This window comes from Kluyvera sp. 142486 (assembly GCF_046569695.1).
Lineage (GTDB): Bacteria > Pseudomonadota > Gammaproteobacteria > Enterobacterales > Enterobacteriaceae > Kluyvera.
Map to the genome: position 1 here is coordinate 46,314 of NZ_JBKHUI010000018.1, position 23,193 is coordinate 69,506.

General features: G+C 55.8%; 22 protein-coding genes. 8 read left to right on the top strand and 14 right to left on the bottom strand.

What is annotated here, in order from left to right; translation table 11 throughout:
- The first annotated feature begins 115 nt into the window (after window positions 1–115).
- A complete protein-coding gene (locus tag ACLGE8_RS18425) occupies window positions 116–1,510 on the top strand; it encodes a carbohydrate porin (RefSeq protein WP_411000320.1) in 1,395 nt (464 codons plus the stop codon).
- 144 nt (window positions 1,511–1,654) lie between these two features.
- On the opposite strand, the gene rhaM is transcribed toward ACLGE8_RS18425, so the two are convergent.
- From rhaM to rhaB, 9 genes are all read right to left on the bottom strand, one after another.
- The gene (gene rhaM, locus ACLGE8_RS18430; RefSeq protein WP_411000322.1) at window positions 1,655–1,969 is read right to left on the bottom strand and encodes an L-rhamnose mutarotase; all 315 of its coding nucleotides are present in this window, start codon (window positions 1,967–1,969) and stop codon (window positions 1,655–1,657) included.
- A complete protein-coding gene (fucO, locus tag ACLGE8_RS18435; RefSeq protein WP_411000324.1) occupies window positions 1,966–3,114 on the bottom strand; it encodes a lactaldehyde reductase in 1,149 nt (382 codons plus the stop codon). The genes rhaM and fucO overlap by 4 nt, the downstream gene beginning before the upstream one ends.
- Before the next feature lie 70 nt (window positions 3,115–3,184).
- Complete coding sequence (locus ACLGE8_RS18440) at window positions 3,185–4,189, bottom strand: ABC transporter permease (RefSeq protein WP_411000326.1); 1,005 nt, start codon at window positions 4,187–4,189, stop codon at window positions 3,185–3,187.
- Window positions 4,186–5,190 carry an ABC transporter permease gene (locus ACLGE8_RS18445; protein WP_411000328.1) on the bottom strand — a complete coding sequence of 335 codons (1,005 nt, stop codon included), beginning with the start codon at window positions 5,188–5,190 and terminating at the stop codon, window positions 4,186–4,188. Before ACLGE8_RS18445 ends, ACLGE8_RS18440 begins: the two co-directional genes overlap by 4 nt.
- Window positions 5,191–6,696, bottom strand: coding sequence for a sugar ABC transporter ATP-binding protein (locus ACLGE8_RS18450; protein ID WP_411000330.1), 1,506 nt, complete (start codon window positions 6,694–6,696; stop codon window positions 5,191–5,193).
- Between the two features lie 99 nt (window positions 6,697–6,795).
- The gene (gene rhaS, locus ACLGE8_RS18455; RefSeq protein ID WP_035892339.1) at window positions 6,796–7,782 is read right to left on the bottom strand and encodes a rhamnose ABC transporter substrate-binding protein; all 987 of its coding nucleotides are present in this window, start codon (window positions 7,780–7,782) and stop codon (window positions 6,796–6,798) included.
- A gap of 90 nt (window positions 7,783–7,872) precedes the next feature.
- Window positions 7,873–8,703 carry a rhamnulose-1-phosphate aldolase gene (rhaD, locus tag ACLGE8_RS18460; protein ID WP_411000332.1) on the bottom strand — a complete coding sequence of 277 codons (831 nt, stop codon included), beginning with the start codon at window positions 8,701–8,703 and terminating at the stop codon, window positions 7,873–7,875.
- A gap of 115 nt (window positions 8,704–8,818) precedes the next feature.
- Window positions 8,819–10,078, bottom strand: coding sequence for an L-rhamnose isomerase (gene rhaA, locus ACLGE8_RS18465; RefSeq protein WP_395597060.1), 1,260 nt, complete (start codon window positions 10,076–10,078; stop codon window positions 8,819–8,821).
- The gene (rhaB, locus tag ACLGE8_RS18470; RefSeq protein WP_411000334.1) at window positions 10,075–11,544 is read right to left on the bottom strand and encodes a rhamnulokinase; all 1,470 of its coding nucleotides are present in this window, start codon (window positions 11,542–11,544) and stop codon (window positions 10,075–10,077) included. The genes rhaA and rhaB overlap by 4 nt, the downstream gene beginning before the upstream one ends.
- A gap of 292 nt (window positions 11,545–11,836) precedes the next feature.
- Here rhaB and rhaS (ACLGE8_RS18475) point away from each other — a divergent pair, with 292 nt between their 5' ends.
- The 4 genes from rhaS (ACLGE8_RS18475) to yiiM all read left to right on the top strand — a co-directional run bounded on the left by rhaS (ACLGE8_RS18475) (window position 11,837) and on the right by yiiM (window position 15,119).
- Window positions 11,837–12,673: an HTH-type transcriptional activator RhaS gene (gene rhaS / locus ACLGE8_RS18475; RefSeq protein WP_411000336.1), complete on the top strand. Its 837-nt coding sequence runs from the start codon at window positions 11,837–11,839 to the stop codon at window positions 12,671–12,673.
- 71 nt (window positions 12,674–12,744) lie between these two features.
- A complete protein-coding gene (gene rhaR / locus ACLGE8_RS18480; RefSeq protein WP_411000338.1) occupies window positions 12,745–13,596 on the top strand; it encodes an HTH-type transcriptional activator RhaR in 852 nt (283 codons plus the stop codon).
- A gap of 158 nt (window positions 13,597–13,754) precedes the next feature.
- Window positions 13,755–14,375, top strand: coding sequence for a superoxide dismutase [Mn] (gene sodA, locus ACLGE8_RS18485; RefSeq protein ID WP_035892347.1), 621 nt, complete (start codon window positions 13,755–13,757; stop codon window positions 14,373–14,375).
- Between the two features lie 6 nt (window positions 14,376–14,381).
- Entirely contained in the window at window positions 14,382–15,119 is a 738-nt protein-coding gene (gene yiiM / locus ACLGE8_RS18490) for a 6-hydroxyaminopurine reductase (protein WP_411000340.1), read from the top strand.
- 164 nt (window positions 15,120–15,283) lie between these two features.
- Here the strand turns inward: yiiM and cpxA are convergent, their stop codons facing one another.
- Window positions 15,284–16,657: an envelope stress sensor histidine kinase CpxA gene (gene cpxA / locus ACLGE8_RS18495; RefSeq protein ID WP_411000342.1), complete on the bottom strand. Its 1,374-nt coding sequence runs from the start codon at window positions 16,655–16,657 to the stop codon at window positions 15,284–15,286.
- Window positions 16,654–17,352: an envelope stress response regulator transcription factor CpxR gene (cpxR, locus tag ACLGE8_RS18500; RefSeq protein ID WP_185668816.1), complete on the bottom strand. Its 699-nt coding sequence runs from the start codon at window positions 17,350–17,352 to the stop codon at window positions 16,654–16,656. The genes cpxA and cpxR overlap by 4 nt, the downstream gene beginning before the upstream one ends.
- 149 nt (window positions 17,353–17,501) lie before the next feature.
- On the opposite strand from cpxR, the gene cpxP reads away from it, so the two are divergent.
- From cpxP to pfkA, 3 genes are all read left to right on the top strand, one after another.
- Window positions 17,502–18,008, top strand: coding sequence for a cell-envelope stress modulator CpxP (cpxP, locus tag ACLGE8_RS18505; RefSeq protein ID WP_411000344.1), 507 nt, complete (start codon window positions 17,502–17,504; stop codon window positions 18,006–18,008).
- Between the two features lie 138 nt (window positions 18,009–18,146).
- Window positions 18,147–19,040, top strand: coding sequence for a CDF family cation-efflux transporter FieF (gene fieF / locus ACLGE8_RS18510; protein WP_411000346.1), 894 nt, complete (start codon window positions 18,147–18,149; stop codon window positions 19,038–19,040).
- A 200-nt stretch (window positions 19,041–19,240) separates the two neighbouring features.
- On the top strand, window positions 19,241–20,203 hold the full coding sequence (pfkA, locus tag ACLGE8_RS18515; RefSeq protein WP_411000348.1) for a 6-phosphofructokinase: 963 nt from the start codon (window positions 19,241–19,243) through the stop codon (window positions 20,201–20,203).
- Window positions 20,204–20,285: 82 nt separating this feature from the next.
- Here pfkA and rraA read toward each other — a convergent pair whose 3' ends face one another.
- From rraA to hslU, 3 genes are all read right to left on the bottom strand, one after another.
- A complete protein-coding gene (rraA, locus tag ACLGE8_RS18520) occupies window positions 20,286–20,771 on the bottom strand; it encodes a ribonuclease E activity regulator RraA (protein WP_035892355.1) in 486 nt (161 codons plus the stop codon).
- Window positions 20,772–20,863: 92 nt separating this feature from the next.
- Window positions 20,864–21,790 carry a 1,4-dihydroxy-2-naphthoate polyprenyltransferase gene (gene menA, locus ACLGE8_RS18525; RefSeq protein ID WP_411000350.1) on the bottom strand — a complete coding sequence of 309 codons (927 nt, stop codon included), beginning with the start codon at window positions 21,788–21,790 and terminating at the stop codon, window positions 20,864–20,866.
- Between the two features lie 68 nt (window positions 21,791–21,858).
- Complete coding sequence (gene hslU, locus ACLGE8_RS18530; RefSeq protein ID WP_185668811.1) at window positions 21,859–23,190, bottom strand: HslU--HslV peptidase ATPase subunit; 1,332 nt, start codon at window positions 23,188–23,190, stop codon at window positions 21,859–21,861.
- Between the last annotated feature and the right edge of the window lie 3 nt (window positions 23,191–23,193).

Below are 23,193 nucleotides of genomic sequence, written 5' to 3' on the forward strand. Positions count from 1 at the left end.
CTGGCGATTTCTACTGGTGTATGAATAACAGTAATACATTCATATCCATTATAAAAAATACCAAAAATCATATTTTGATTTTTCGGCATATTCTTTATTTCAAGGAAAGCAAATAATGAAGAAATCGACGCTCTCGCTGGCAATAGGATTATTGTTGGTGGCCAATACCGGTTTTGCGAAAACAACGAACATGACGTTAGAGCAAAGGCTGGCGCAGTTAGAATCACGTCTGGAAGCAGCAGAGAATCGTGCCGCTAAAGCGGAGCAGCAGGTTGAAACGCTTCGCGTTCAGCAGGCGGCTGAAATTAAAGAGATCAAAGCCACGCAGGGAAATACGCCGGTGAACGGTCAGGCTTCTGCCCAGGAGACCCGCATCAACGCGGATAAGCCTAATCTTATTTTGTCCGGCTATGGCGATCTGAAAATATACGGCGATGTTGAATTTAATATGGATGCGGAAAGTAAGCATGGCTTACTGGCCATGACCAACCCGAGCTATAGCAGCGACCCTTCCAATGAACAGTGGGATATCAACGGGCGTATTTTGTTGGGATTTGACGGCATGCGTAAGCTGAATAACGGCTATTTTGCCGGTTTCTCCGCACAACCGCTGGGCGATCTCTCCGGGACGGTGAATATTGATGATGCGGCGTTCTTCTTTGGTAAAGAGGATGACTGGAAAATTAAAGTGGGTCGTTTTGAAGCCTACGATATGTTCCCATTAAATCAGGATACGTTTGTTGAGCACTCCGGTAATACCGCTAACGACCTCTACGACGACGGCAGCGGCTATATCTATATGATGAAAGAAGGTCGCGGTCGTTCTGATTCCGGCGGCAGCTTCCTGATGAGCAAGCAGCTAGACAACTGGTATTTCGAGTTAAACACCCTGCTGGAAGACGGCACCTCGCTCTACAACGATGGCAACTATCATGGCCGTGAGATGGAACAGCAGAAAAACGTCGCTTATCTGCGCCCGGTTATTGCCTGGTCGCCAACTGATGAGTTTACGGTGTCAGCGGCGATGGAAAGCAACGTTGTTAACAATGCGTACGGCTATCACGATAAGAAAGGTCGTTTTGTCGACCAGTCTGACCGCACCGGTTACGGTATGACCATGACGTGGAACGGTCAGAAGGCCGATCCTGATAATGGCGTGGTGATTAACCTGAACACGGCCTACCTGGATGCGAACAATGAACAAGACTTTACCGCGGCGACAAACGTGCTGTGGAAAGGCTTCGAATTGGGTTACATCTACGCGCATAACAAGATTGATGATTATGCCGGCGTGGTGTGCGACGACGACTGCTGGATCAACGATGAAGGGACCTACGATATTCATACCATCCACGCGTCCTACCAGTTCGCTAACGTGCTGGATATGCAGAACTTTAATATCTATCTCGGGACCTACTACTCTATCCTGAACAGCGATGGCGACGGTTATAATGGCGATGGTTCTGATGATCGCTACGGTGCGCGCGTTCGCTTTAAATACTACTTCTAAAAAAATAAAGGCCTCTGGAAACAGAGGCCTTTTTCTTGTTGTTGTGCGGGCTCGGTGCCAGTTCCCGGCGTCGCTTCGCTCGGCCGGGCTACTATAAGGCTTTTGTAGGCCTGATAAGCGCAGCGCCATCAGGCAATTCGGCGCTTATGCCAGGTAAAACACCTCTTTAAGCTCGGCGCTAACCGGGCTGTTATCCGGGTTAGACGGCATCACGTCGGTCATGTGCTTCCACCAACGCTGGCAAACCTCGGTGTTCGCCACCGCGTTCCAGCGCTCTTCGGACTCAATCTCCACGGTCGCAAACAGCAGGTTACGTTCTTTATCGAGATAAATGGCGTAATGGTGCGCCCCGTGCGCTTTCAGTACTGCTTCTAGCTCCGGCCAGATTGGGCTGTGACGGCGCTGATACTCTTCGTGTGCGTTGGCGTTAACCTGCATCACAAAGGCTTTGCGGATCATAATGCCTCCAGGTACAGCTCGCGCACTTCATCGCGGCTGGCGGTTCGCGGGTTGCAAGGCGCGCATGGGTCGGCTAGCGCTTTATCCAGCCAGCCTTCGATATCGGCTTTGGTGACGCCCAGTTTGCTGAACCCTTCAGGAATGCCCACGCGCGCACTCAGCTTGCGGATGGCGTTGATCGCCTCCATGCTCGCCGCTTCGTCGCTCATGCTGCGGGTGTCCACGCCCATCGCCTGCGCCACGCGGGCAAAGCGCGCCACGGCGTTCGGGCGGTTAAAGTTTTCAATGATCGGCAGCAGGATGGCGTTGCACACGCCGTGCGGCAGGTTGTGCGTGGCCCCCGGTTGGTGCGCCAATGCATGTACCAGCCCCAGACCGGCGCTGTTAAACGCCATGCCTGCCAGATACTGACCAAACGCCATCTGTTCGCGGGCTTCCAGGTTATGACCATCGTCGACGGCTTTCGGCAGCCACAGGGTGATAAGGCGAATCGCTTCGAGTGCGTTGGCATCGGTTAACGGGTGTGCACCGACGGAAACATACGCTTCAACCGCATGGGTCAGTGCATCCATACCGGTGGCGGCGGTGACAGAAGCTGGAATATCAAGCATCACGCTCGCATCGTCCACGGCGATATCCGGGATGATGTTGGCGTCGATAATCACCTCTTTGACCTGGCGCGCGGTGTCGATAATGACTGCGTTGCTGGTCATCTCTGCTGCCGTGCCCGCTGTCGTGTTGATGGCGACAAGATGCACGCCAGCGTTCAACACTTTGCCCACGCCAGAGTATGCGGTGGACGGGCCCGGGTTCGCGGTCAGAATTTTGATTGCTTTCGCGGTGTCAATCGGGCTGCCGCCGCCGAAGGCAATAATGTAGTCACATTGATTAGCCTGGTAGGCCGCGTAGCCTTTCTGCACCAGCTCTTCCGTCGGGTTCGGGAAAACCTCATCAAACAGGTGATAAGGCATTTTATGCGCGTCCAGCGCGGTGAACAGGCTGTCCAGCAGGCCCAGTTTCACCAGCTGACCGTCGGTAACGATCAGCGCTTTGCCCCATTGCTTACCGGCAACCAGGTTGACCATATCCCCAATGGCGCCTGCACCGTGCAGGCTGATTTTTGGCAGTGCTAACATAAAACTCATGGTGTTTCTCCTTAAATACCTAACTTATGAAATCCCGTTATCCCCTCATCCGCTGGGGTGAGGAGCATATTTATATTCGTCGTCTCTGCATCACCCGCCGGGCGATAATCGGCAGTGAAATCACCACGATCAGCATCGCGCCGATGATGATGGACATCACGATGCCTGGGACGTTAAGCAGGCTGAGCCCGAAGGTGACCAGCCCCATCAAAAACGCCGCGATAATCACGCCGACCATGCTGCCTGAGCCGCCAAGAATGTTGACGCCGCCGAGCACCGCCATGGTGACCACCGCCAGCTCCCAACCCATAGCGATGGTCGGGCGGGTACTGCCCAGACGTGAGGTCAGCAGCACCGCCGCCAGACCAGACATCAAGCCTACCAGCGCGAAGAGCATCAGGTTGTGACGCTTGACGTTAATCCCTGAATACCATGCGCCGGTGGGGTTATTACCGATGGCGTAGGTGCGACGACCAAAGTTGGTTTTGTGCAGCAGGAAGGCAAATGCTGCGGCGAGCACGATAAACAGCGCAAACTCAAACGACAGCGCGCCCCATACGTAGCCCTGGCCGAACCAGGCGAAGCTCTCCGGGTATTTGTTCAGCGCCTGATCGCCCAGCAGAATGTAGGTAATGCCGCGATACAGGCTCATCGTGCCGATGGTGATAACGATGGAAGAGAGGTTAAAGCGGGTCACCAGCAACCCGTTAAACAGCCCGCACAGCAGGCCAACTCCCAGCCCAACGCAAACTAACAACGGCGTATCCATTCCCGCGGCGGCGCAGAAGCCCATCAGCGTCGAGCTCAGGGCAATGGTCGACGCCACCGACAGGTCAATTTCCCGGGCGATAATCAGCATTGCCATCGGCAGCACGATAATTGCCTTCTCGGTGAAGTTGAAGGTGGCGTCCGACAGGTTCCAGATGTTGAGGAAGTAGGGCGAAGCCAACGCGTTGCCGACAAACACCAGCAGCGTGACCGCCAGTAAAAAGCCTTCCCAGCACAGCAGCCGCTGGAATAACGACGGCGCGGTAACGTCGGTTTTAATCTCGTCCGGCATCATTATTTTGCTCATGAGCGCACCGCCTGTTTCTGTCGGGCCAGCGCGGCATCGCGCAGGATCAGCCGTCCTTTGCGTTTATTGCCGCGTTCGTTCAGCAGGACGGCAATCACAATGACCGCGCCGGAAATCGCCATCTGCCAGAACGGTGAAATGCCGATCACCGGCAGGGCGTTGTTGATGATGCCGAGGAACAGCGCGCCGCACAGGCAGCCGACAACGCGTCCAGTGCCGCCCATGGTGCTGATACCGCCAATGACGCAGGCGGCGACAACCTGTAGCTCGAAGCCGTTCGCCACATCGACGTAGGCCACGGCGAAGCGCGAGATCCACAAATAGCCGCAGAACCCGGCCAGCGCGCCGGAGAGGCAGAAGCTGACGAACTGCATTTTCCCGGCGTTGATCCCGGTGTAGTAAGCGGCGGTCGCGTTGCCCCCGGCGGTGTACAGCGCGCGCCCGGTGCGGCTAAAGCGCAGGAAGTAGCCGACCAGCAGCAGCGCGGCGACGGCAAACCAGCTTAATACCGGCAGGCCCAGCAGCGAGGCGCGCGGCAGGCCGAGGAAGTCGGCGCTCATCTGGTGTGAGTTCACCCAGCCGCCGTCGGAGAGCAGGAAGATAATGCCGCGGTAGATGCTCATGGTGCCAAGCGTCACCACAATCGCCGGAATACCGAGCTTCCACACCAGCAGGCCGTTAATCATCCCCATCACCAGACCCAGCACCGTTGCCAGCAGCAGCAGCGCCCAGACCGGCACGGTGGGATAGTGGAAGTTAAGCAGGGCGACAATCATCCCGGTGAGCGCCAGGTTGGCGGCCATCGAAAGGTCGATACCTTTGGTCAGCAGCACCATCATCTGCCCCAGCGCGAGGATGATTAAGATGGCGGTATCGTTGAACATCTCCACCAGGTTGCCTGGCGAAACGAACGACGGCACGCGGCTGCCGATGGCGACGATCATCAAAATGATCACTGCGGCGAGCAGCCCTTCGCGGTGTTTAAATAAGGATTGCCACATTTATGCTGCCTCCTTACCTGCGCCGCTGGCGGCGCTGACGATAGTTTCTGCGGTGGCTTCACCGGCCTGATATTCCGCGACCATCAGCCCTTCATGCATCACGATAATGCGGTCGGCCATGCCCATCACTTCCGGCAGCTCTGACGACACCATAATCACCGCCAGCCCCTGGGCAACCAGCTCGGACATAAACTGATGCACGGCGGCTTTTGAGCCGATATCGATACCTTTGGTGGGTTCATCAAGAATGATGACCTCCGGATGGGTCGCCAGCCATTTGCCGATCACCACTTTCTGCTGGTTGCCGCCGGAGAGCGTCTCCACCGGCTGACGCCAGCTAAAGGCTTTGACCTGTAGACGGCGGGCGTATTCGTCGGCAAGCTGCCATTCGCGGGCGTCGTTGAGCACGCCGCGCGGGTTGAGTTTGCTCAGCTGCGGCAGGCTGATGTTCTGAGCAATCGGCAGTTCAATAATCGCTCCTTGCTTCTGCCGCTCTTCCGGCACGCAGACAATCCCGGCGTTGATGGCATCGGCCGGCTGGCGAAAATGCACCGCTTTGCCGTTCAGGACAATCTCACCAGAAGAGGGGTGTGACACGCCGGAAAGCGCCTGCATGAGCTCGGTGCGCCCGGCGCCGACAAGCCCATAAAAGCCGAGGATCTCGCCTTTTCGTAGGGTGAAGTTGATATGGGCAAATTCGGTCGGGTGGCACAGGTCTTTTACCTCCAGCACCACATTGCCTTTTTCGCACGCCACTTTCGGGTAGGTTTGCGTGATTGCACGGCCGACCATCATGGCGACCATTCGCTCTTCGGTTATCTCATTGATTGCGCCGGAGCCAACGTACACGCCGTCGCGCAAGATGGTGTAGTGATCCGCCAGTTCAAAAATTTCATCAAACTTGTGCGAGATAAACAGGATGGCTTTGCCTTCCAGCTTTAAACGCTCAACGATTTGATAAAACTCTAGAATCTCGTGCTGGGAGAGGGCGGCGGTGGGTTCGTCGAGGATCACCACCTGCGCCTCAAACGACAGTGCGCGCGCGATTGCCACCATATGGCGCTGGGCAATGCTAAGGGTTTTTAAGATGGCGCGCGGGTCAATCTGCACGTCGAGGCGGGTGAGTATTTCCCGCGCTTTCTGGTGCATGGCGGGCCAGTCGAGCTTCTTCAGCCAGCCTTTATAGAGGTACTGGCCAACAAAGATATTTTCGGTGACCGAGAGCTCATCGAACAGCACGGTTTCCTGATGAATCGCGGTGATCCCCACCCGGTGCGCGGAGTCCGGCGTAGGCAGGGTAATGGGAATCGTTTTATAGAGAATTTCGCCCTCTTCGGGCTGATAAATGCCGGTCATCACTTTGACCAGCGTGGACTTGCCCGCGCCGTTTTCACCGATTAACGCGGTGACCTTGCCGGGCCAGAGATCGAGCTGCACGTTTTCAAGCGCGCGCACGCCGGGGAAGACCTTGGTGATCCCCTTAAGCTGCAGCAAAGGTGTAGCCATGATAAGTCTCCATCGTAGGGGATTTGTAGGGCGGGTAAGCCATAGCGCACCCGCCGTTTTGCCGGATGGCGCTAGCGCTTATCCGGCCTACAAAACGCATCAGAAGATTTTCGAGAACTTATCAATATTGCTGGCATCGTAGACGAACGGCTCGGACATCGCGCCGTTACCGTCAGCATCGAGCTTCACTTTGCCCAATTTACCCATGCTGGCTTCAGTTTTGGTTGCCGTACCTTTTACCAGGTCGTCAGCAAGATAGGTGGCGGCATAGCCCAGATCGATCGGGTTCCAGATAGCGAAGCTTTTGCTCGCGCCGGACTTAATCGCCCCGGCCATTTCAGACGGCAGCCCCAGCCCGGTCACGTAAACCTTGCCGATTTTTCCCTGATCCTTCACCGCCTGCGCCGCCGCTACGATACCGACGGAGGAGGGGGAGACAATCACTTTCAGGTCCGGGTAAGACTTCAGCAGCCCGACCGCTTCGCGGTAGCTCTTATCCGACAGGTCGTCGCCGTAGGCGACGGTCACCAGGTTGATGGACGGATAGTTCGGCAGCACCTTTTTCATCTCGCCAATCCAGATGTTCTGGTTGGTGGAGGTTGGCGTCGCGCTCAGAATGGCGACGTCGCCTTTCTCGACGTTCAGCGCTTTCAGCGCATCGGCGGCGAGCTTGACGTTGGTTTCGCCAATCAGCTGATTGTTCGAGGGGTTCAGGTGAATCTGGCGGCCACCTGCGGCAACGCCGGAATCCCATGACACCACCTTAATGCCACGCTGCATGGCTTTTTTCAGCACTGGCACCACCGCATCGGGATCGTTGGCGGAAATGGCGATCGCATCAACGCCCTGGGCGATCAACCCGTTGAGCACTTCGATCTGCGCTTCCGCCGTGGTGGTGGTTGGGCCGGTATAAATGACTTTTACATCGCCTAACTCTTTGGCCGCCTCCTGTGCGCCAACGTTCGCGGCTTCGAAGAAGCCATTGCCTAAGGATTTCGCCACAAGGGCAATTTTCACTTCAGCTAAAGCGGAACCGGACAACGCCAGGGCGGCAACGGTGAGGATGAAGCTTGCTTTTATTTTCATTGCTTGTACTCCACGGTTTTTGAGTTAGTTGATTTGCAGGTAACAGAGTTTCCCCTGCGGATCGTTGCCCGCAGGGGTTATGCGATGTTCTTATTTATACAGATTTAATGCGCTGGCCATCGGGGTGACGCCAAAGCGCTGGCCGAGGGCAATCAGTTCTTGCTGGGTGATGGTCTGCTTCATGCCGCCCATCGAGTACACCTTCACCAGCACTTCTGCCGATTTTTCGGCGGTATCGATCAGACCAAAGGTTTCGTCGAGCGTAGGGCCGCTGCCGAAGACGCCGTGGAACGGCCACAGCACCAGGGAGTGTTGCTGCATTTCGATGGCGGTTGCCTGGCCAATTTCATCGGTACCCGGCACCATCCACGGCAGAATGCCGACGCCGTCCGGGAAGACCACCAGACACTCGGTGCTGCCTTCCCACAGTTTGCGGGTAATCAGCGCGGAGTCGTTTTCCAGTACGTAGGTCAGCGCGATCAGGTTGGTCGCGTGGCAGTGCATGATGACGCGGTCTTTACCACCGGTCAGTTTGATACGTTCGCAGTGTGACAGGAAATGCGCCGGCAGTTCGGAGGTTGGTACGGCTTCGTGAGTCAGCCCCCACAAAATATGGTAGCCCGCGCCGTCGCTATCGACTTTTACCACGCCGAGGTTGGCGGCCGGGTCGAGCTGCACGTTGCGGAAGAATTTGCCGGAGCCGGTGACGATAAACGGCGTGTTCGCCAGCATCGGCATCGGCTGGCTCAGGGCGATATAGCGCGGTTTAGCGTGGAAATCGGCGGTGAACGGCGCGATATCCGCGTCGTCCAGGCGCAGCGTCAGGTTGCCGCCGTTGCGTTCGTCCCAGCCTTTCAACCAGGCGTCAGAGGTGGCTTTAATCATGCCCTGGACGAACCAGGAATCGGTAATGGTCTGCATAGTCTTGTTATCCTGTGTACTTTGATGCCCGATGGCGCTGCGCTTATCGGGCCTACAATGGCTGTTGTTTCGTAGGCCGGCTAAGGCAAAGCCGCCATCCGGCAATCGCACTCGATTATTTACGCTTATTCAGAATCTCTTTCTCGTAGCTGCGCACGCTCTCCAGCCATTGGCTGCCCGCCGGGGTATCGTTGCGCTGGCAATACATTTCCCACACCGCCTGCCACGGCAGGCATTTCTGCTCTTCCAGCAGCGCCAGACGGGCGGTGTAGTCACCGTCAACTTCCAGCTGACGCAGCTGTTCGGTTGGTTCCAGCAGCGCGCGCAGCAGGGCTTTTTTCATGTTGCGGGTACCGATAACCCACGCTGCGATACGGTTGATGGAGGCGTCGAAGAAATCGAGGCCGATGTGCACACGGTCAAACAGGTCGTGGCGGATGATTTCGCTCGCGATAGCCTGGGTTTCGTCATCCAGCAGCACCACGTGGTCGCTGTCCCAACGTACCGGGCGGCTCACGTGCAGCAGCAGGCGCGGCACGTAGAGCATGGCGGCGGAGATTTTGTCGGAGATAACTTCGGTTGGGTGGAAGTGACCGGCATCCAGGCACAGCGCGGTCTGGCGGCTGGTGGCGTAGCCCATATAGAACTCGTTAGAGCCGACGGTGTAGCTCTCTGCGCCAATGCCGAACAGTTTGCTCTCGACGGCATCGATGTGATGCGCCGGGTCCAGTTTTTCGCTGATGACTTCATCCAGCGCGGCGGCCAGGCGCTGGCGCGGCGCTAAACGGTCAACGGTGACGTCTTTCATGCCGTCCGGGATCCAGATGTTCATCACCGAAGGCGTACCCAGCTGTTCGCCAAAGTAGGCGGAAACGCGGCGGCTGGCCTTGCAGTGGTCAATCCAGAACTGGCGAATTTTCGGGTCGGCGTGGGACAGCGTAAAGCCGTCTGCACTCAGCGGGTGTGAGAAGCAGGATGGGTTAAAATCGAGGCCCAGCTTGTGTTTTTTCGCCCACTCAACCCAGTTTTTGAAGTGCTCAGGTTTGATCTCGTCGCGCGCCACCGGGGTGTCAGACTCCAGATAGATAGCGTGCAGGTTCAGACGTTTTGGCCCGGGGATCAGGCTCAGCGCCTGCTCCAGGTCGGCGCGCAGCTCGGTCGCGTTACGCGCTTTGCCCGGGTAGTTACCGGTCGCCTGAATGCCACCCGTTAAACTGCCTTCTGGATTTTCAAAACCCGCGACGTCATCGCCCTGCCAGCAGTGCATCGAAACCGGTAAGCGGTCCAGCTGGCGTAACGCCTCTTCGACATCGATACCTACAGCGGAATAGCGCTGTTTCGCGAGTTCCCAGGCTTGTTCAAGTTGAGTGGTCATGCGCAAAGCTCCTTTGTCTGTCGTTGTTGCTGAAACTGCGCAACGTAGCGGGCAATTTCATGGTCTGAATTCGGGGTAAATGTGGTGAGGCCGTAGTTGCCGGTCACCACCTTGCGGAAATCGTCGACGTTGGTGAGTTCGTCCAGCGTCATTAATTGGATGCCGATGTTGCCGAGGGTTGAGGCTTCAATCGGGCCGGCGATCACGGTGATGCCGCAGGCATCGGCGCACAGCTGGTTCAGCATCTGGTTCTGGCAACCGCCGCCAACGATATGCAGCTGGCTGAACGGTTTACCGCGCAGCTGCGCCAGCTCGTTGAGCACATCGGCGTACAGCAGCGCCAGGCTGTCGAAGATGCAGCGCGCCAGTTCGGCAGGCGTGGTCGGAACGGGCTGCGCCGTTTCGCGGCAGGCAGCCTGAATCTCGGCGCTCATGTTTTCCGGGTTGATGAAGCGGTCATCGTTCGGGTTAATCAGGTAGCGGCAGGCTGGCAGCGCTTGCGTTTCGGCAATGAGATCGGGCAGGTTGCCAACATTTTGTTCTTTCAGGACGCGCTGTAGCAGCCACAGGCCCATAATGTTTTTCAGCACCCGGTAGCGCCCTTCCGCGCCGCCTTCGTTGGTGATGTTGGCGCGCTGCGCCTGCTCGCTGGTGTACGGCGTTTTGCTCTCAAAGCCCATCAGCGACCAGGTGCCGGACGAGAGGTAGGCGGCATCGTGGCCTGCCAGCGGTGAGGCAATCACGGCGCTGGCGGTATCGTGGCTGGCGACGGCAACCACCGGGATTTTATTACCCAGCGGGCAGATCCAGTGACCGATCACATTGCCGGGGTGGGTCGGCGTACCGAACCACTCGCGCGGCGCACCGGTCCAGTTCAGCAGGTCTTCATCCCAGTTATCGCTATCGATGTTGACCAGCTGCGTGGTGGTGGCGTTGGTGTATTCCCAGTTCATGTTTCCGGTCAGACGGAAGCTAAGGTAGTCCGGGATCAACAATGCATGAGCTGCTTTGCTGACCAGCTCCGGCTGCTGTTCAACCAGCGCGCGTAGCTGATAAAGCGTGTTGAACGGCAGGAACTGAATGCCGCTGCGACGGTAGATCTCGCCTTTACCCAACTGCTCCATTGCCATCGCCATCACGCCATCGGTGCGGCTATCGCGGTAGGCCACCGGCAGGCCGACGCGCTGGCCGTGCTGGTCCAGCAGGATGTAGTCCACGCCCCAGGTGTCGATGCCGATACTGTCGATCAGAATGCCTTCGTCGCACACTTTGTTGAGGCCGACACGAATTTCGGCTTCCAGTGCGTCGATATCCCAGGTATCGAAACCTTCCCGCTTATGCAGGCTGTTCACGAAGCGGTGGATTTCGCGCAGTGAAAGCGAACGCTGCACGCTATCAAAGCGAGCCAGCATTACGCGTCCGCTGGAGGCGCCTAAATCGACGGCCACACAATGGCGAAAAGTCATGGCAAGAGTCCTTCTATGAGTCATTGCTGCTCAGTCTAGAAAAAGCGCAATGCCACAACCTTCTCGTTACTGACAGGCGAAATTCGGCGCTGGCAAGAAAGCAAAGATGAACGTGAGAGAGTTCACAAATTCCGCCGATGAGGGGGTGTGATGCTGACCGCATTTCCCGATCTTTCCGGCTGTTTCTTGAAAAAACGACCGGCTTTGCGCGGTTTGCTGTCAAAACGTCAAGGTCAGATCCCTCATCGGATATTACTATCCTGATAACTTTTCTCATTTGTCGGGGGTCGTGATGACCGTACTACATAGCGTGGATTTCTTCTCTTCAGGTAAGCTGCCCGTGGCGATTGAACCTCGACTTCCTCAGGCCGCATTTCCTGAGCATCATCATGATTTTAATGAGATTGTTATCGTCGAACACGGCACTGGTATTCATGTGTTCAATGGTCAGCCGCATACCATTTGCGGCGGCACGGTTTGCTTCGTCCGCGACTTCGACAGACACCTTTATGAGCACACGGAAAACCTCTGTCTGACCAACGTGCTGTACCGCGCGCCGGATGCTTTCCAGTTCTTGTCAGGTCTGAATAAATTGCTGCCGCAGGAGCAGGATGGTCACTATCCTTCCCATTGGCGTGTAAACCAGAGCACCTTGCAGCAGGTGAGAACGATTGTTGGACAGATGGAAGAGGCGAATGACAGCACCGATATGATGTCGCTGGCGAACCGCGAAATTCTGTTTATGCAACTGCTGGTGCTGCTGCGTAAAGGCAGTCAGGAACAGGGGGCGATGGATAACGATGCTCGCCTGAACCAGCTGATGGCGTGGCTGGAAGAGCATTTCGCCGAAGAGGTGTGCTGGGAAGGAGTGGCGGAGCGTTTCTCGCTCTCTTTGCGCACGCTGCATCGCCAGCTGAAGCACTGCACCGGCCTGACGCCGCAGCGCTATCTCAACCGCCTGCGCCTGATTAAAGCCCGCCATCTGCTGCGCCACAGCGATGAGAGCGTGACCGATATTGCCTATCGCTGCGGTTTTGGCGACAGTAACCACTTTTCGACCCTGTTCCGCCGCGAATTTGACTGGTCGCCGCGCGATATTCGCCAGGGGCGGGATACCCTGCTTCAGTAACGCGAAGAGAATCACCGTTTTTTACCTCGAAACGGCTAATAATAGAAAGTTGTTAGTCGTGAGGTGCCAGCGTGCCAGGCCAGTTAATTCTTCGAAAAGCGGATTTTTTTGCTAATCCGACGCAAGCCGTGGCGGTGGCTGACCGCTATCCGCAAAACGTCTTTGCTGAGCATACCCACGAATTCAACGAGCTGGTGCTGGTCTGGCGCGGCAACGGCTTACACATCCTGAACGACCGTCCTTACCGCATCACCCGCGGCGATCTGTTTTATATCCGCGCGGAAGATAAACACTCCTACGCCTCGGTTAACGATCTGGTTTTACAGAATATTATCTACTGTCCCGAGCGCTTAAAGCTCAATCTTGATTGGGTGGCCCATATTCCAGGGCTGCACGGTTCCCACTGGGCGCCACATTGGCGGATAGGCAGCACCGGCATGACGCAGGCGCGGCAGATAATGACCCAACTGGAGCAAGAGAGCCGCAAAGACGACGCGTTAGCCAACGAGATGTCTGAGCTGCTGTTTGCCCAGCTGGTGGTCTGCCTTAAGCGCTACCGCTATGCCACTGATAATCAGGCAGCGACACAAAGCGAAGCGCTGCTCGACAAGCTGCTGACCGTGCTGGCGGGTAGCCTGAACCGTCCTTTTGTGCTTGATACTTTCTGCGAGCAGCAGGGCTGCAGCGAGCGCACCCTGCGCCAGCAGTTCCGCAGCCAGACCGGTATGACCGTGAACCACTACCTGCGCCAGCTGCGGATTTGCCATGCGCAATATCTGCTCCAGCACACCGAGCTGCTGATTGGCGAAGTGGCGATGCGCTGTGGGTTTGAGGACAGTAACTACTTTTCAGTGGTGTTTAACCGCGAGATTGGCATGACGCCGGGGCAGTGGCGACAAAAAAGCCGAATGCCCGTCAATTAACCTGAATGCCGCGTGTTATCAGGAACATAACAAAATGTTATAACCTTATAAAAACTACGGCATTGATAATCATTTTCAATATCATTTAATTAACTATAATGAACCAACTGATTACGCGGCGTTTACAGGTTTGCCGCCCGACAATAATGGAGATGATTATGAGCTATACCCTGCCATCACTGCCTTATGCGTACGATGCCCTGGAACCGCACTTCGACAAACAGACGATGGAAATCCATCACAGCAAACACCACCAGGCTTACGTGAACAACGCTAACGCAGCGCTGGAAAGCCTGCCGGAGTTCGCTGCTCTGTCTGCTGAAGAGCTGATCGCGAAACTGGACCAACTGCCGGCTGACAAAAAAACCGTTCTGCGTAACAACGCAGGCGGCCACGCTAACCACAGCTTCTTCTGGAAAGGCCTGAAAAAAGGCACCACCCTGCAGGGTGACCTGAAAGCGGCTATCGAGCGTGACTTCGGTTCCGTTGACAACTTCAAAGCTGAATTTGAAAAAGCAGCGGCAACTCGTTTCGGCTCCGGCTGGGCGTGGCTGGTGCTGAAAGGCGACAAACTGGCTGTGGTTTCTACTGCCAACCAGGACTCCCCGCTGATGGGTGAAGCCGTTTCCGGCGCTTCCGGTTTCCCAATTGTGGGCCTGGACGTTTGGGAACACGCTTACTACCTGAAATTCCAGAACCGCCGCCCGGACTACATCAAAGAGTTCTGGAACGTGGTAAACTGGGACGAAGCAGCAGCGCGTTTCGCCGCTAAAAAATAATTTGCATTGCCGGTCTGTAGAAGCGAGTCTGATGACTCGCTTTTTTTGTATCCGCCTAAGGAGCAGCAGATGCATTTTCCGGTTGATGTGTTTATTGGCAAAATCCGCGACTATGACGGCAGTCGCCCAAGCGCCATCGCGAAGGTCCAGATGGATGGCGAACTGGAACTCACCGAGCCAGGACTGTTGGGTGATGAACAGGCCGAGAAAAAAATCCACGGCGGCCCAGACCGCGCGCTGTGTCAGTTCCCCCGCGAACATTACGCCGACCTGATTCGCGACTTCCCCGAGCAGGCCTCCCTGTTTTGCCCCCCGGCGTTTGGTGAAAACCTGTCGACGGAAGGCATGACCGAGCACAACGTTTTTATCGGTGATATTTACCGCTGGGGTGAGACGTTGATCCAGGTCACCCAGCCGCGTTCTCCGTGCTTTAAGCTTAATTTCCACTTTGCTATCAGCGATATGGCATCCCTAATGCAAAACAGCGGCAAGGTCGGTTGGCTATATCGAGTGATTGCGCCGGGTAAGGTCTCCACTGACGCTCCGCTGGAACTGGTATCGCGTCTGAGCGATGTTTCGGTACATGACGCCGCCGCGATTGCCTGGCATATGCCGTTCGATGATGACCAGTATCACCGCCTGCTGAGCGCTGCGGGGTTGTCGGTTAGCTGGAGCAGAACCATGCAGAAACGTCGCCTGAGCGGCAAGATTGAAGATAACAGCAGAAGGTTATGGGGCAAGTAGCCCGGGCGAGGCGTTTACGCCGACCCCGGGGTCGGAGCCGATCTCAGGCTTTGTCACCGATCCCGGCTGCGCTCGGTTATTGTAGGCCTGATAAGCGTAGCGCCATCAGGCGGTCAAAACGCACATACCCAAAAATTCGGCCTGCATATGCAGGCCGATGGTTTTTAAGTTCGCTTATAAAGCGGTAGCCACAGCGTGAGCCGCAACCCGCCGAGCGGGCTATCGTCAGCCTTCACCCAGCCGCGGTGCTGCTGCATGGCGCTTTCGACAATCGCCAGCCCCAGCCCTGTCCCGCCGGATTCGCGGTCGCGCGCTTCATCGGTACGATAGAACGGACGGAAAATCTGCTCGCGATCTTCCGGGCTGACGCCTGGGCCGTCATCGTCCACGTGAACGGTGACGCCATCTTTATCCACCGAGAAGCTCACGGCAATTTTGGTGTGCGAGTAGCGCAGCGCGTTGCGGACAATGTTCTCCAGCGCGCTTTCCAGCGCGTTCGGGTTACCGTAAAGCGGCCACGGTCCCGGCGGATAATCGACGCTGAACGACTTGCCCATCTGTTCTGCTTCAAACGCGGCGTTGTCCAGCACGTCGCCCCATAGCTGATTGGCCTTCAGCGTTTCGCTGACCAGCGCACTTTTCTGCTGATTGCGCGACATCACCAGCATGTCGTTGATCATGCTGTCCAGACGTTGTGCCTCGGTTTCAATGCGCTCCAGCTCTTTACTCTCGCCGCTACGACGGCGCAGCAACGCCGTGCCGAGCTGCAGACGCGTTAACGGCGTACGCAGTTCGTGAGAGATATCGGAGAGTAGTCGCTGCTGCGATGTCATCATGCGCTCAAGCGCCATCACCATCTGGTTAAAGCTGGCTCCGGCGGCGAGGAACTCCTGCGGCCCGGCCTCCAGCTCAGGATGCTGCCGCAGGTTGCCCTGGGCCACTTCATCCGCGGCGTTTTTCAGCTTACGCGCCGGTTTTGCCAGGCTCCACGCCAGCCACAGCAGCAGCGGGGCGCTGACCAGCATGGTGACGATAAGCAGCAGTAAAGGTCGGTCGAACAGCAGGTTGATAAAGTCGGACTGTGAACTGCTTGCTGGGCGGATCAGGTATAACTGGTAGTTATCTTCCCCGTCGCGAATGGAGAAAGGCCCGACCAACTCAACGCGGCCGTACTTTTTCTTCTGCGGGTGATCGGAGTTATCAGACTGGCCGATAAAGTTACGAATGATCTGCATTTCATTGCGTTCCGCGCCGATAACGCGGCCTTCGCTGGTTACCAGCAGTAAACGCTGGCCCGGCGGTGCCCACTTATCAATTGCGCGGAACAGCCGACGCCACCACATCAAATCGTTGGGCGGATCGTTGGCTAGTTCTTCTTCAACATGCTGCTCAATCATCATGCCCTGACGCTGCTCGCTATCGAGCAGCTCGGTCATTTGACGAGAATCGAGCTTTGGCAGCATCAAAACCAGCATCAGCACCAACGCCAGCGTTAACCAGAAGATGGCGAAGATGCGAGCGGTTAAACTTCCTATCATGAAGCGGAGACCATCAGATAGCCGCGACCACGCAGGGTTTTAAACCACGGATGACCGTCTTTGCGCTCCGGCAGTTTACGGCGCAGGTTTGAGATGTGCATATCAATCGCGCGGTCGAACGGCGTTAAGCGCTTGCCCAGCACTTCCTGACTCAGGTGTTCACGAGAAACCACCTGGCCCAGATGCTGTGCCAGCAGATAGAGCAGGGTAAATTCAGTACCGGTCAACTCGAGCGTTTGACCATCGAAGCTGGCTTCCTGACGACCAGGGTTCAGGCTCAGCGCGTCAACTTCTACGGTTGGTGAACTGGTATCGCTACTTTGCTGCTGTTCGCTCCAGTGCGAACGGCGCAAAATAGCGCGAATACGCGCGACCAGTTCGCGATCGTTAAACGGTTTAGGCAGATAGTCATCCGCGCCCAGCTCAAGGCCCAGCACGCGATCCAACTCGCTTCCGCGAGCGGTTAACATAATGACGGGAGTCTGGTGTGTCTGTCGCAATTCTTTCAGCGTGTCGATACCGTTTTTCTTCGGCATCATCACGTCGAGTAAAAGTAGGTCGATGCTGTCGTCAATCAGCGATAACGCCTGTTCGCCATCATGGGCAACAAGGACGTTAAAGCCTTCCATATCAAGAAGTTCCTTGAGCAAGGAAGTCAGCTCACGGTCATCATCAACTAATAAAATTTTATTCATATTTTCATCCCTCCGAGGCAGAAATTACGTCATCAGAGCCAGCGAATCCATGACTTTACGTTGTTTTACACCCCCTGACGCATGTTTTCAGCCTGAATCGTAAACTGTCTCTCGTTGAATCGCGACACAAAAGTTTTTGGGAGCATGTGATGCGCAATGTTATCGCTGCCGTCATGGCCTCAACGCTGGCATTCAGTGCATATAGCCAGGCCGATGAAGTCGTCACCAGCGTTAACTGGCACCCAGTGGAAAGCAATACGCTGCGGAACGGCCAGGGCCATATGTTCGACGGTATTAGTTTAACCGAACATCAACGCCAACAGATGCGCGATCTGATGCAAAGGGCACGACACGATCGTCCACCTGTTAATGTTAGCGAAATGGAGACAATGCATCGCCTTGTCACCGCAGAAAAATTTGATGAAGCCGCCGTGCGAGCCCAAGCCGAGAAAATGGCTGAGGAGCAGGTTAACCGCCAGGTAGAAATGGCGCGGGTACGCAACCAGATGTACCGCCTGTTAACGCCGGAGCAGCAAGCGGCTTTAAATGAGAATCACCAGCAGCGTATGGAGCAGCTGCGTGACGTTGCACGGATGCAGCAAGGTTCAGTACCGAGTCAGAACCTGTTTAGTAGCAATACCCGTAGCAACCAGTAACAAACCCTGTTTTTCCTTGCCATAGACACCATCCCTGTCTTCCCCCTCATGATGAGGGGGTTTTTTTTGTCTTAAATTCGTCACCGCGCACCCCTCATACATTCCGCTATACTACGCAAATTGAAAGCAGGAGTGTTTATGAATCAATCCTATGGACGACTGGTAAGTCGTGCTGCAATCGCCGCGACGGTCATGGCTTCCGTGCTGCTGGTGATTAAAATCTTTGCGTGGTGGTATACCGGGTCAGTCAGTATTCTGGCGGCGCTGGTCGATTCACTGGTGGATATCGCCGCCTCGCTCACTAACCTGCTGGTGGTACGCTATTCGCTGCAGCCGGCGGATGAGGAGCACACTTTTGGGCACGGCAAGGCCGAATCGCTGGCGGCGCTGGCGCAAAGCATGTTTATTTCCGGTTCGGCGCTGTTCCTGTTCTTGACCGGGATTCAGCATCTGGCGCGGCCAACGCCGATGAGCCAGCCGGGCATCGGCGTGGTGGTGACGGTGATTGCGCTTATCAGTACATTAATCCTCGTGACCTTTCAGCGCTGGGTGGTTAGAAAAACCCAGAGCCAGGCCGTACGCGCGGATATGCTTCATTATCAGTCTGATGTTATGATGAACGGCGCGATTCTTGTCGCGCTCGGCCTCTCCTGGTACGGCTGGCATCGCGCCGATGCGCTGTTTGCATTAGGAATTGGCATCTATATTCTATATAGCGCGTTACGCATGGGGTACGAAGCGGTGCAATCGCTGTTGGATCGCGCGCTGCCCGATGAAGAACGTCAGGAAATTTTCGACATCGTGACCACCTGGCCAGGTGTGAGCGGTGCTCACGATCTCCGTACGCGGCAGTCAGGGCCGACCCGCTTTATTCAGATTCATATTGAAATGGAAGACAACCTGCCGCTGGTTCAGGCACATCACGTTGCCGATCAGGTGGAGCAGGCGATTTTGCATCGTTTTCCTGGGTCCGACGTGATTATTCATCAGGATCCATGCTCTGTTATGCTGCAGGCAAACAGAGACGTTTGAACTTTCGTAGTGGTTGTATGAAATGTGAGCTAAGTCGGCATTATTTGTATAAATAACCGCCGGTTAGCCTGACCTGAATCAATTCAGCAAGAAGCGCTTGATATACTATCTCTACATAGAGTCGTTCTCTCCCCCCTACATTGTGGGAGCGCTTCGGGCAGAAGAATTAATTTTTAGCATTCCTAAGTTCAGAGGTAGTCATGATTAAGAAAATCGGTGTGTTGACAAGTGGCGGTGATGCGCCAGGTATGAACGCCGCCATTCGCGGCGTCGTGCGCGCAGCGTTGACGGAAGGCATTGAAGTCATGGGCATCTATGACGGTTACCTGGGCCTGTACGAAGACCGTATGGTGCAGCTCGACCGTTACAGCGTGTCTGACATGATTAACCGTGGCGGCACCTTCCTGGGCTCCGCGCGTTTCCCAGAATTCCGTGATGAAAACATCCGTGCCGTGGCTATCGAAAACCTGAAAAAACGTGGTATCGATGCGCTGGTGGTTATCGGCGGTGACGGCTCCTACATGGGTGCCGTGCGCCTGACCGAAATGGGCTTCCCATGCATCGGCCTGCCGGGCACCATCGATAACGATATCAAAGGCACCGACTATACCATCGGTTTCTTCACCGCTTTGAGCACCGTGGTAGAAGCGATTGACCGTCTGCGTGACACCTCTTCTTCTCACCAGCGTATCTCCGTTGTTGAAGTGATGGGCCGTTACTGCGGCGACCTGACTCTGGCTGCGGCTATCGCGGGCGGCTGCGAATTTATCGTGGTTCCAGAAGTGGAATTCAAACGTGATGACCTGGTGGCTGAAATCAAAGCGGGCATCGCAAAAGGTAAGAAACACGCGATCGTGGCGATTACCGAGCACATGTGCGACGTTGACGAACTGGCTCACTTCATCGAAGCTGAAACCGGCCGTGAAACCCGTGCAACCGTTCTGGGCCACATCCAGCGCGGCGGTTCCCCGGTTCCTTACGACCGTATCCTGGCATCCCGTATGGGCGCGTACGCGATTGAACTGCTGCAGCAGGGCTTCGGTGGCCGCTGCGTCGGTATTCAGAACGAAAAACTGGTTCACCATGACATCATCGACGCTATCGAAAACATGAAGCGTCCGTTCAAAGGTGACTGGCTGGAATGCGCTAAACAGCTGTACTAAGCCGCGTTTGCCCGGTCACGGGGAGATACGAGCGAAAAAAAAGCCTTCTCAATGAGAAGGCTTTTTTGTATCGGTAAGGCGCTTATTCGATATCCAGCGCATCTTCCGATAGGATAATGCCGGTATTGTCGGCATAGAGATGGTCGCCGGAGAAGAAGGTTACGCCGCCGAAGTTGACGCGCACGTCGCTTTCGCCGATACCTTCGCCTGCTGCGCCTACCGGGATCGCGGCAATTGCCTGGATGCCGATATCCAGTTCTTCTAAATCATCAACCTGACGCACTGCGCCATACACCACAATACCTTCCCACTCGTTTTGAGTGGCCAGACGGGCGAGGTCGGCGTCGATCAGCGCACGACGGACAGAACCGCCGCCGTCGACCAGCAGAATGCGGCCGCGGCCGTTCTGTTCGAGCAGATCGTACAGCAACCCGTTATCCTCGAAACATTTTACGGTGATGATTTGCCCACCGAACGACAGCCGCCCGCCAAAGTTAGAGAACAGGGGTTCTACTACGTTGACATCTTCCTGGTAGATGTCGCAAAGCTCGGAAGTATCGTATTTCATAGGATTAACGCTCAGTTGCTGCGAGTGATTTTAGTATATCGCGCTCTATGCATTGTTGGCAAAATCATCAATTGTTAATTGATATTTGTCAGTTAAGCCAACGCCTTGCTGAGCACAATCCCGATGACGAACAGCAGGTTAGTTAATAACGCCCCTTTCACCGTCCGTTCCAGCATCGGCGGCATCGCCTGCGGTGAGCGCTCGCACATCACAAAGCGCGCCTGTTTCACCAGCAGCGGGGCGCTGAGGATAAACAGCCAGCCCCACGGACTATGCAGCGAGAGCAGGTTGAACAGCGCCAGGCAAACCAGCGTCCCCATTAGCAGGCAGACGTGGTAGCGGCGGGCGTTAACCGGCCCCAGACGCACGGCCAGCGTGTTCTTGCCGTTTTCGCGGTCGCTGTCGATATCACGCAGGTTATTGATATTGAGCACCGCCGTCGCCAGCAGGCCGCAGGCGGTAGCGGGCAGAATAATGGCGCTACTCAGGGTATGCGTCTGTAAGTACCAGCTGCCAATCACGCTCAGCCAGCCGAAGAAGATCAGCACCGAGATATCGCCAAGGCCAATGTAACCGTACGGGCGGGTGCCGACGGTGTAGGTGATGGCGGCAATAATCGCCAGCAGCCCCAGCACCAGGAAGCCGATAAAGTCACCGGTAGTCTGCGAAGCGGTAAACAGCAGCGCAAGGCCCGAGATGCAGATTAGCCCGACGGTAATAATCAGCGCGCGCTTCATCTGTTCTTTGGTGATCACCCCTTTTTGCATACCGCGCAGCGGGCCAATGCGGTCCGGCTTATCGCTGCCTTTCACCGCATCGCCATAGTCGTTGGCGAGGTTAGAGAGGATTTGCAGCAGGCTTGCGGTAATCAGCGCCAGCACGGCAACGCCCGCGTTAAAGTGCCCCTGCCACCACGATAGCGCGGTACCGACGATAATCGCCGCGCAGGCCAGAGGTAACGTTTTCGGGCGCAGGCTTTCCAGCCAGGCCTGAGAGCGGCTTACAGGTGTATTTGTCATAATAATTAGCCAATAAAAATGGGGCTTTTCAGCCCCATCTATTAAAGATGAAAATGCAGTTAGCGCGATTATAGGATAAAACGGCTCAGATCTTCATCTGCGACTAATGCATCCAGATGTTTGCTCACGTATTCCGCATCAATTGTGATGCTTTGGCCGTTGAGGTCGCTGGCATCATAGGAGATATCTTCCATCAGACGTTCCAGTACGGTATGCAGACGACGAGCACCGATGTTTTCGGTGGTTTCGTTAACCTGCCATGCCGCTTCGGCGATACGCTTGATACCGGATTCGGTGAACTCGATGTTCACGCCTTCAGTCGCCATCAGCGCCTTATACTGTACGGTCACAGACGCATTTGGCTCAGTCAGGATACGTTCGAAGTCGCTGGTGGTCAGCGCCTGCAGCTCTACGCGAATCGGTAAACGACCCTGCAGCTCAGGGATCAGGTCAGACGGCTTCGCCACCTGGAATGCGCCGGAGGCAATAAACAGGATGTGGTCAGTTTTGACCATACCGTGTTTAGTGGAGACGGTGCAGCCTTCAACCAGCGGCAGCAGGTCGCGCTGTACGCCTTCACGGGAGACGTCCGGGCCGGAGGATTCGCCGCGCTTACAGATTTTGTCGATTTCGTCGATAAACACGATACCGTGTTGCTCAACCGCATCGATCGCGTCCTGCTTCAGCTCTTCCGGGTTCACCAGCTTCGCCGCTTCTTCTTCAATCAACAGCTTCATCGCATCTTTGATTTTCAGCTTACGCGGTTTCTGTTTCTGGCCGCCCAGGTTCTGGAACATAGACTGCAGTTGGCTGGTCATCTCTTCCATGCCAGGAGGTGCCATGATTTCAACGCCCATCGGTGCCGCCGCGAGATCGATCTCAATCTCTTTGTCGTCCAGTTGGCCTTCACGCAGTTTCTTGCGGAATGCCTGACGTGCAGCAGACGGCTCAGACGGCTGTTCAGCCTGGCCCCAGTTGTTTTTTGCCGGTGGGATCAGCACGTCGAGAATGCGCTCTTCCGCCATCTCTTCTGCGCGGTAGCGGTTCTTCTCGATAGACTGAACGCGTACCATTTTGATAGCAGAATCAGTCAGATCGCGGATGATAGAGTCCACTTCTTTACCCACATAGCCCACTTCGGTGAACTTGGTGGCTTCAACTTTGATGAACGGCGCGTTGGCGAGCTTCGCCAGACGACGGGCAATTTCGGTTTTACCGACGCCGGTTGGGCCGATCATCAGAATGTTTTTCGGCGTGACTTCGTGGCGCAGCTCTTCATCAAGCTGCATACGACGCCAGCGATTACGTAAGGCGATAGCCACGGAGCGCTTAGCGGCGTCCTGACCGATGATGTGTTTGTTCAGTTCGCTGACAATTTCGCGTGGGGTCATTTCAGACATGGG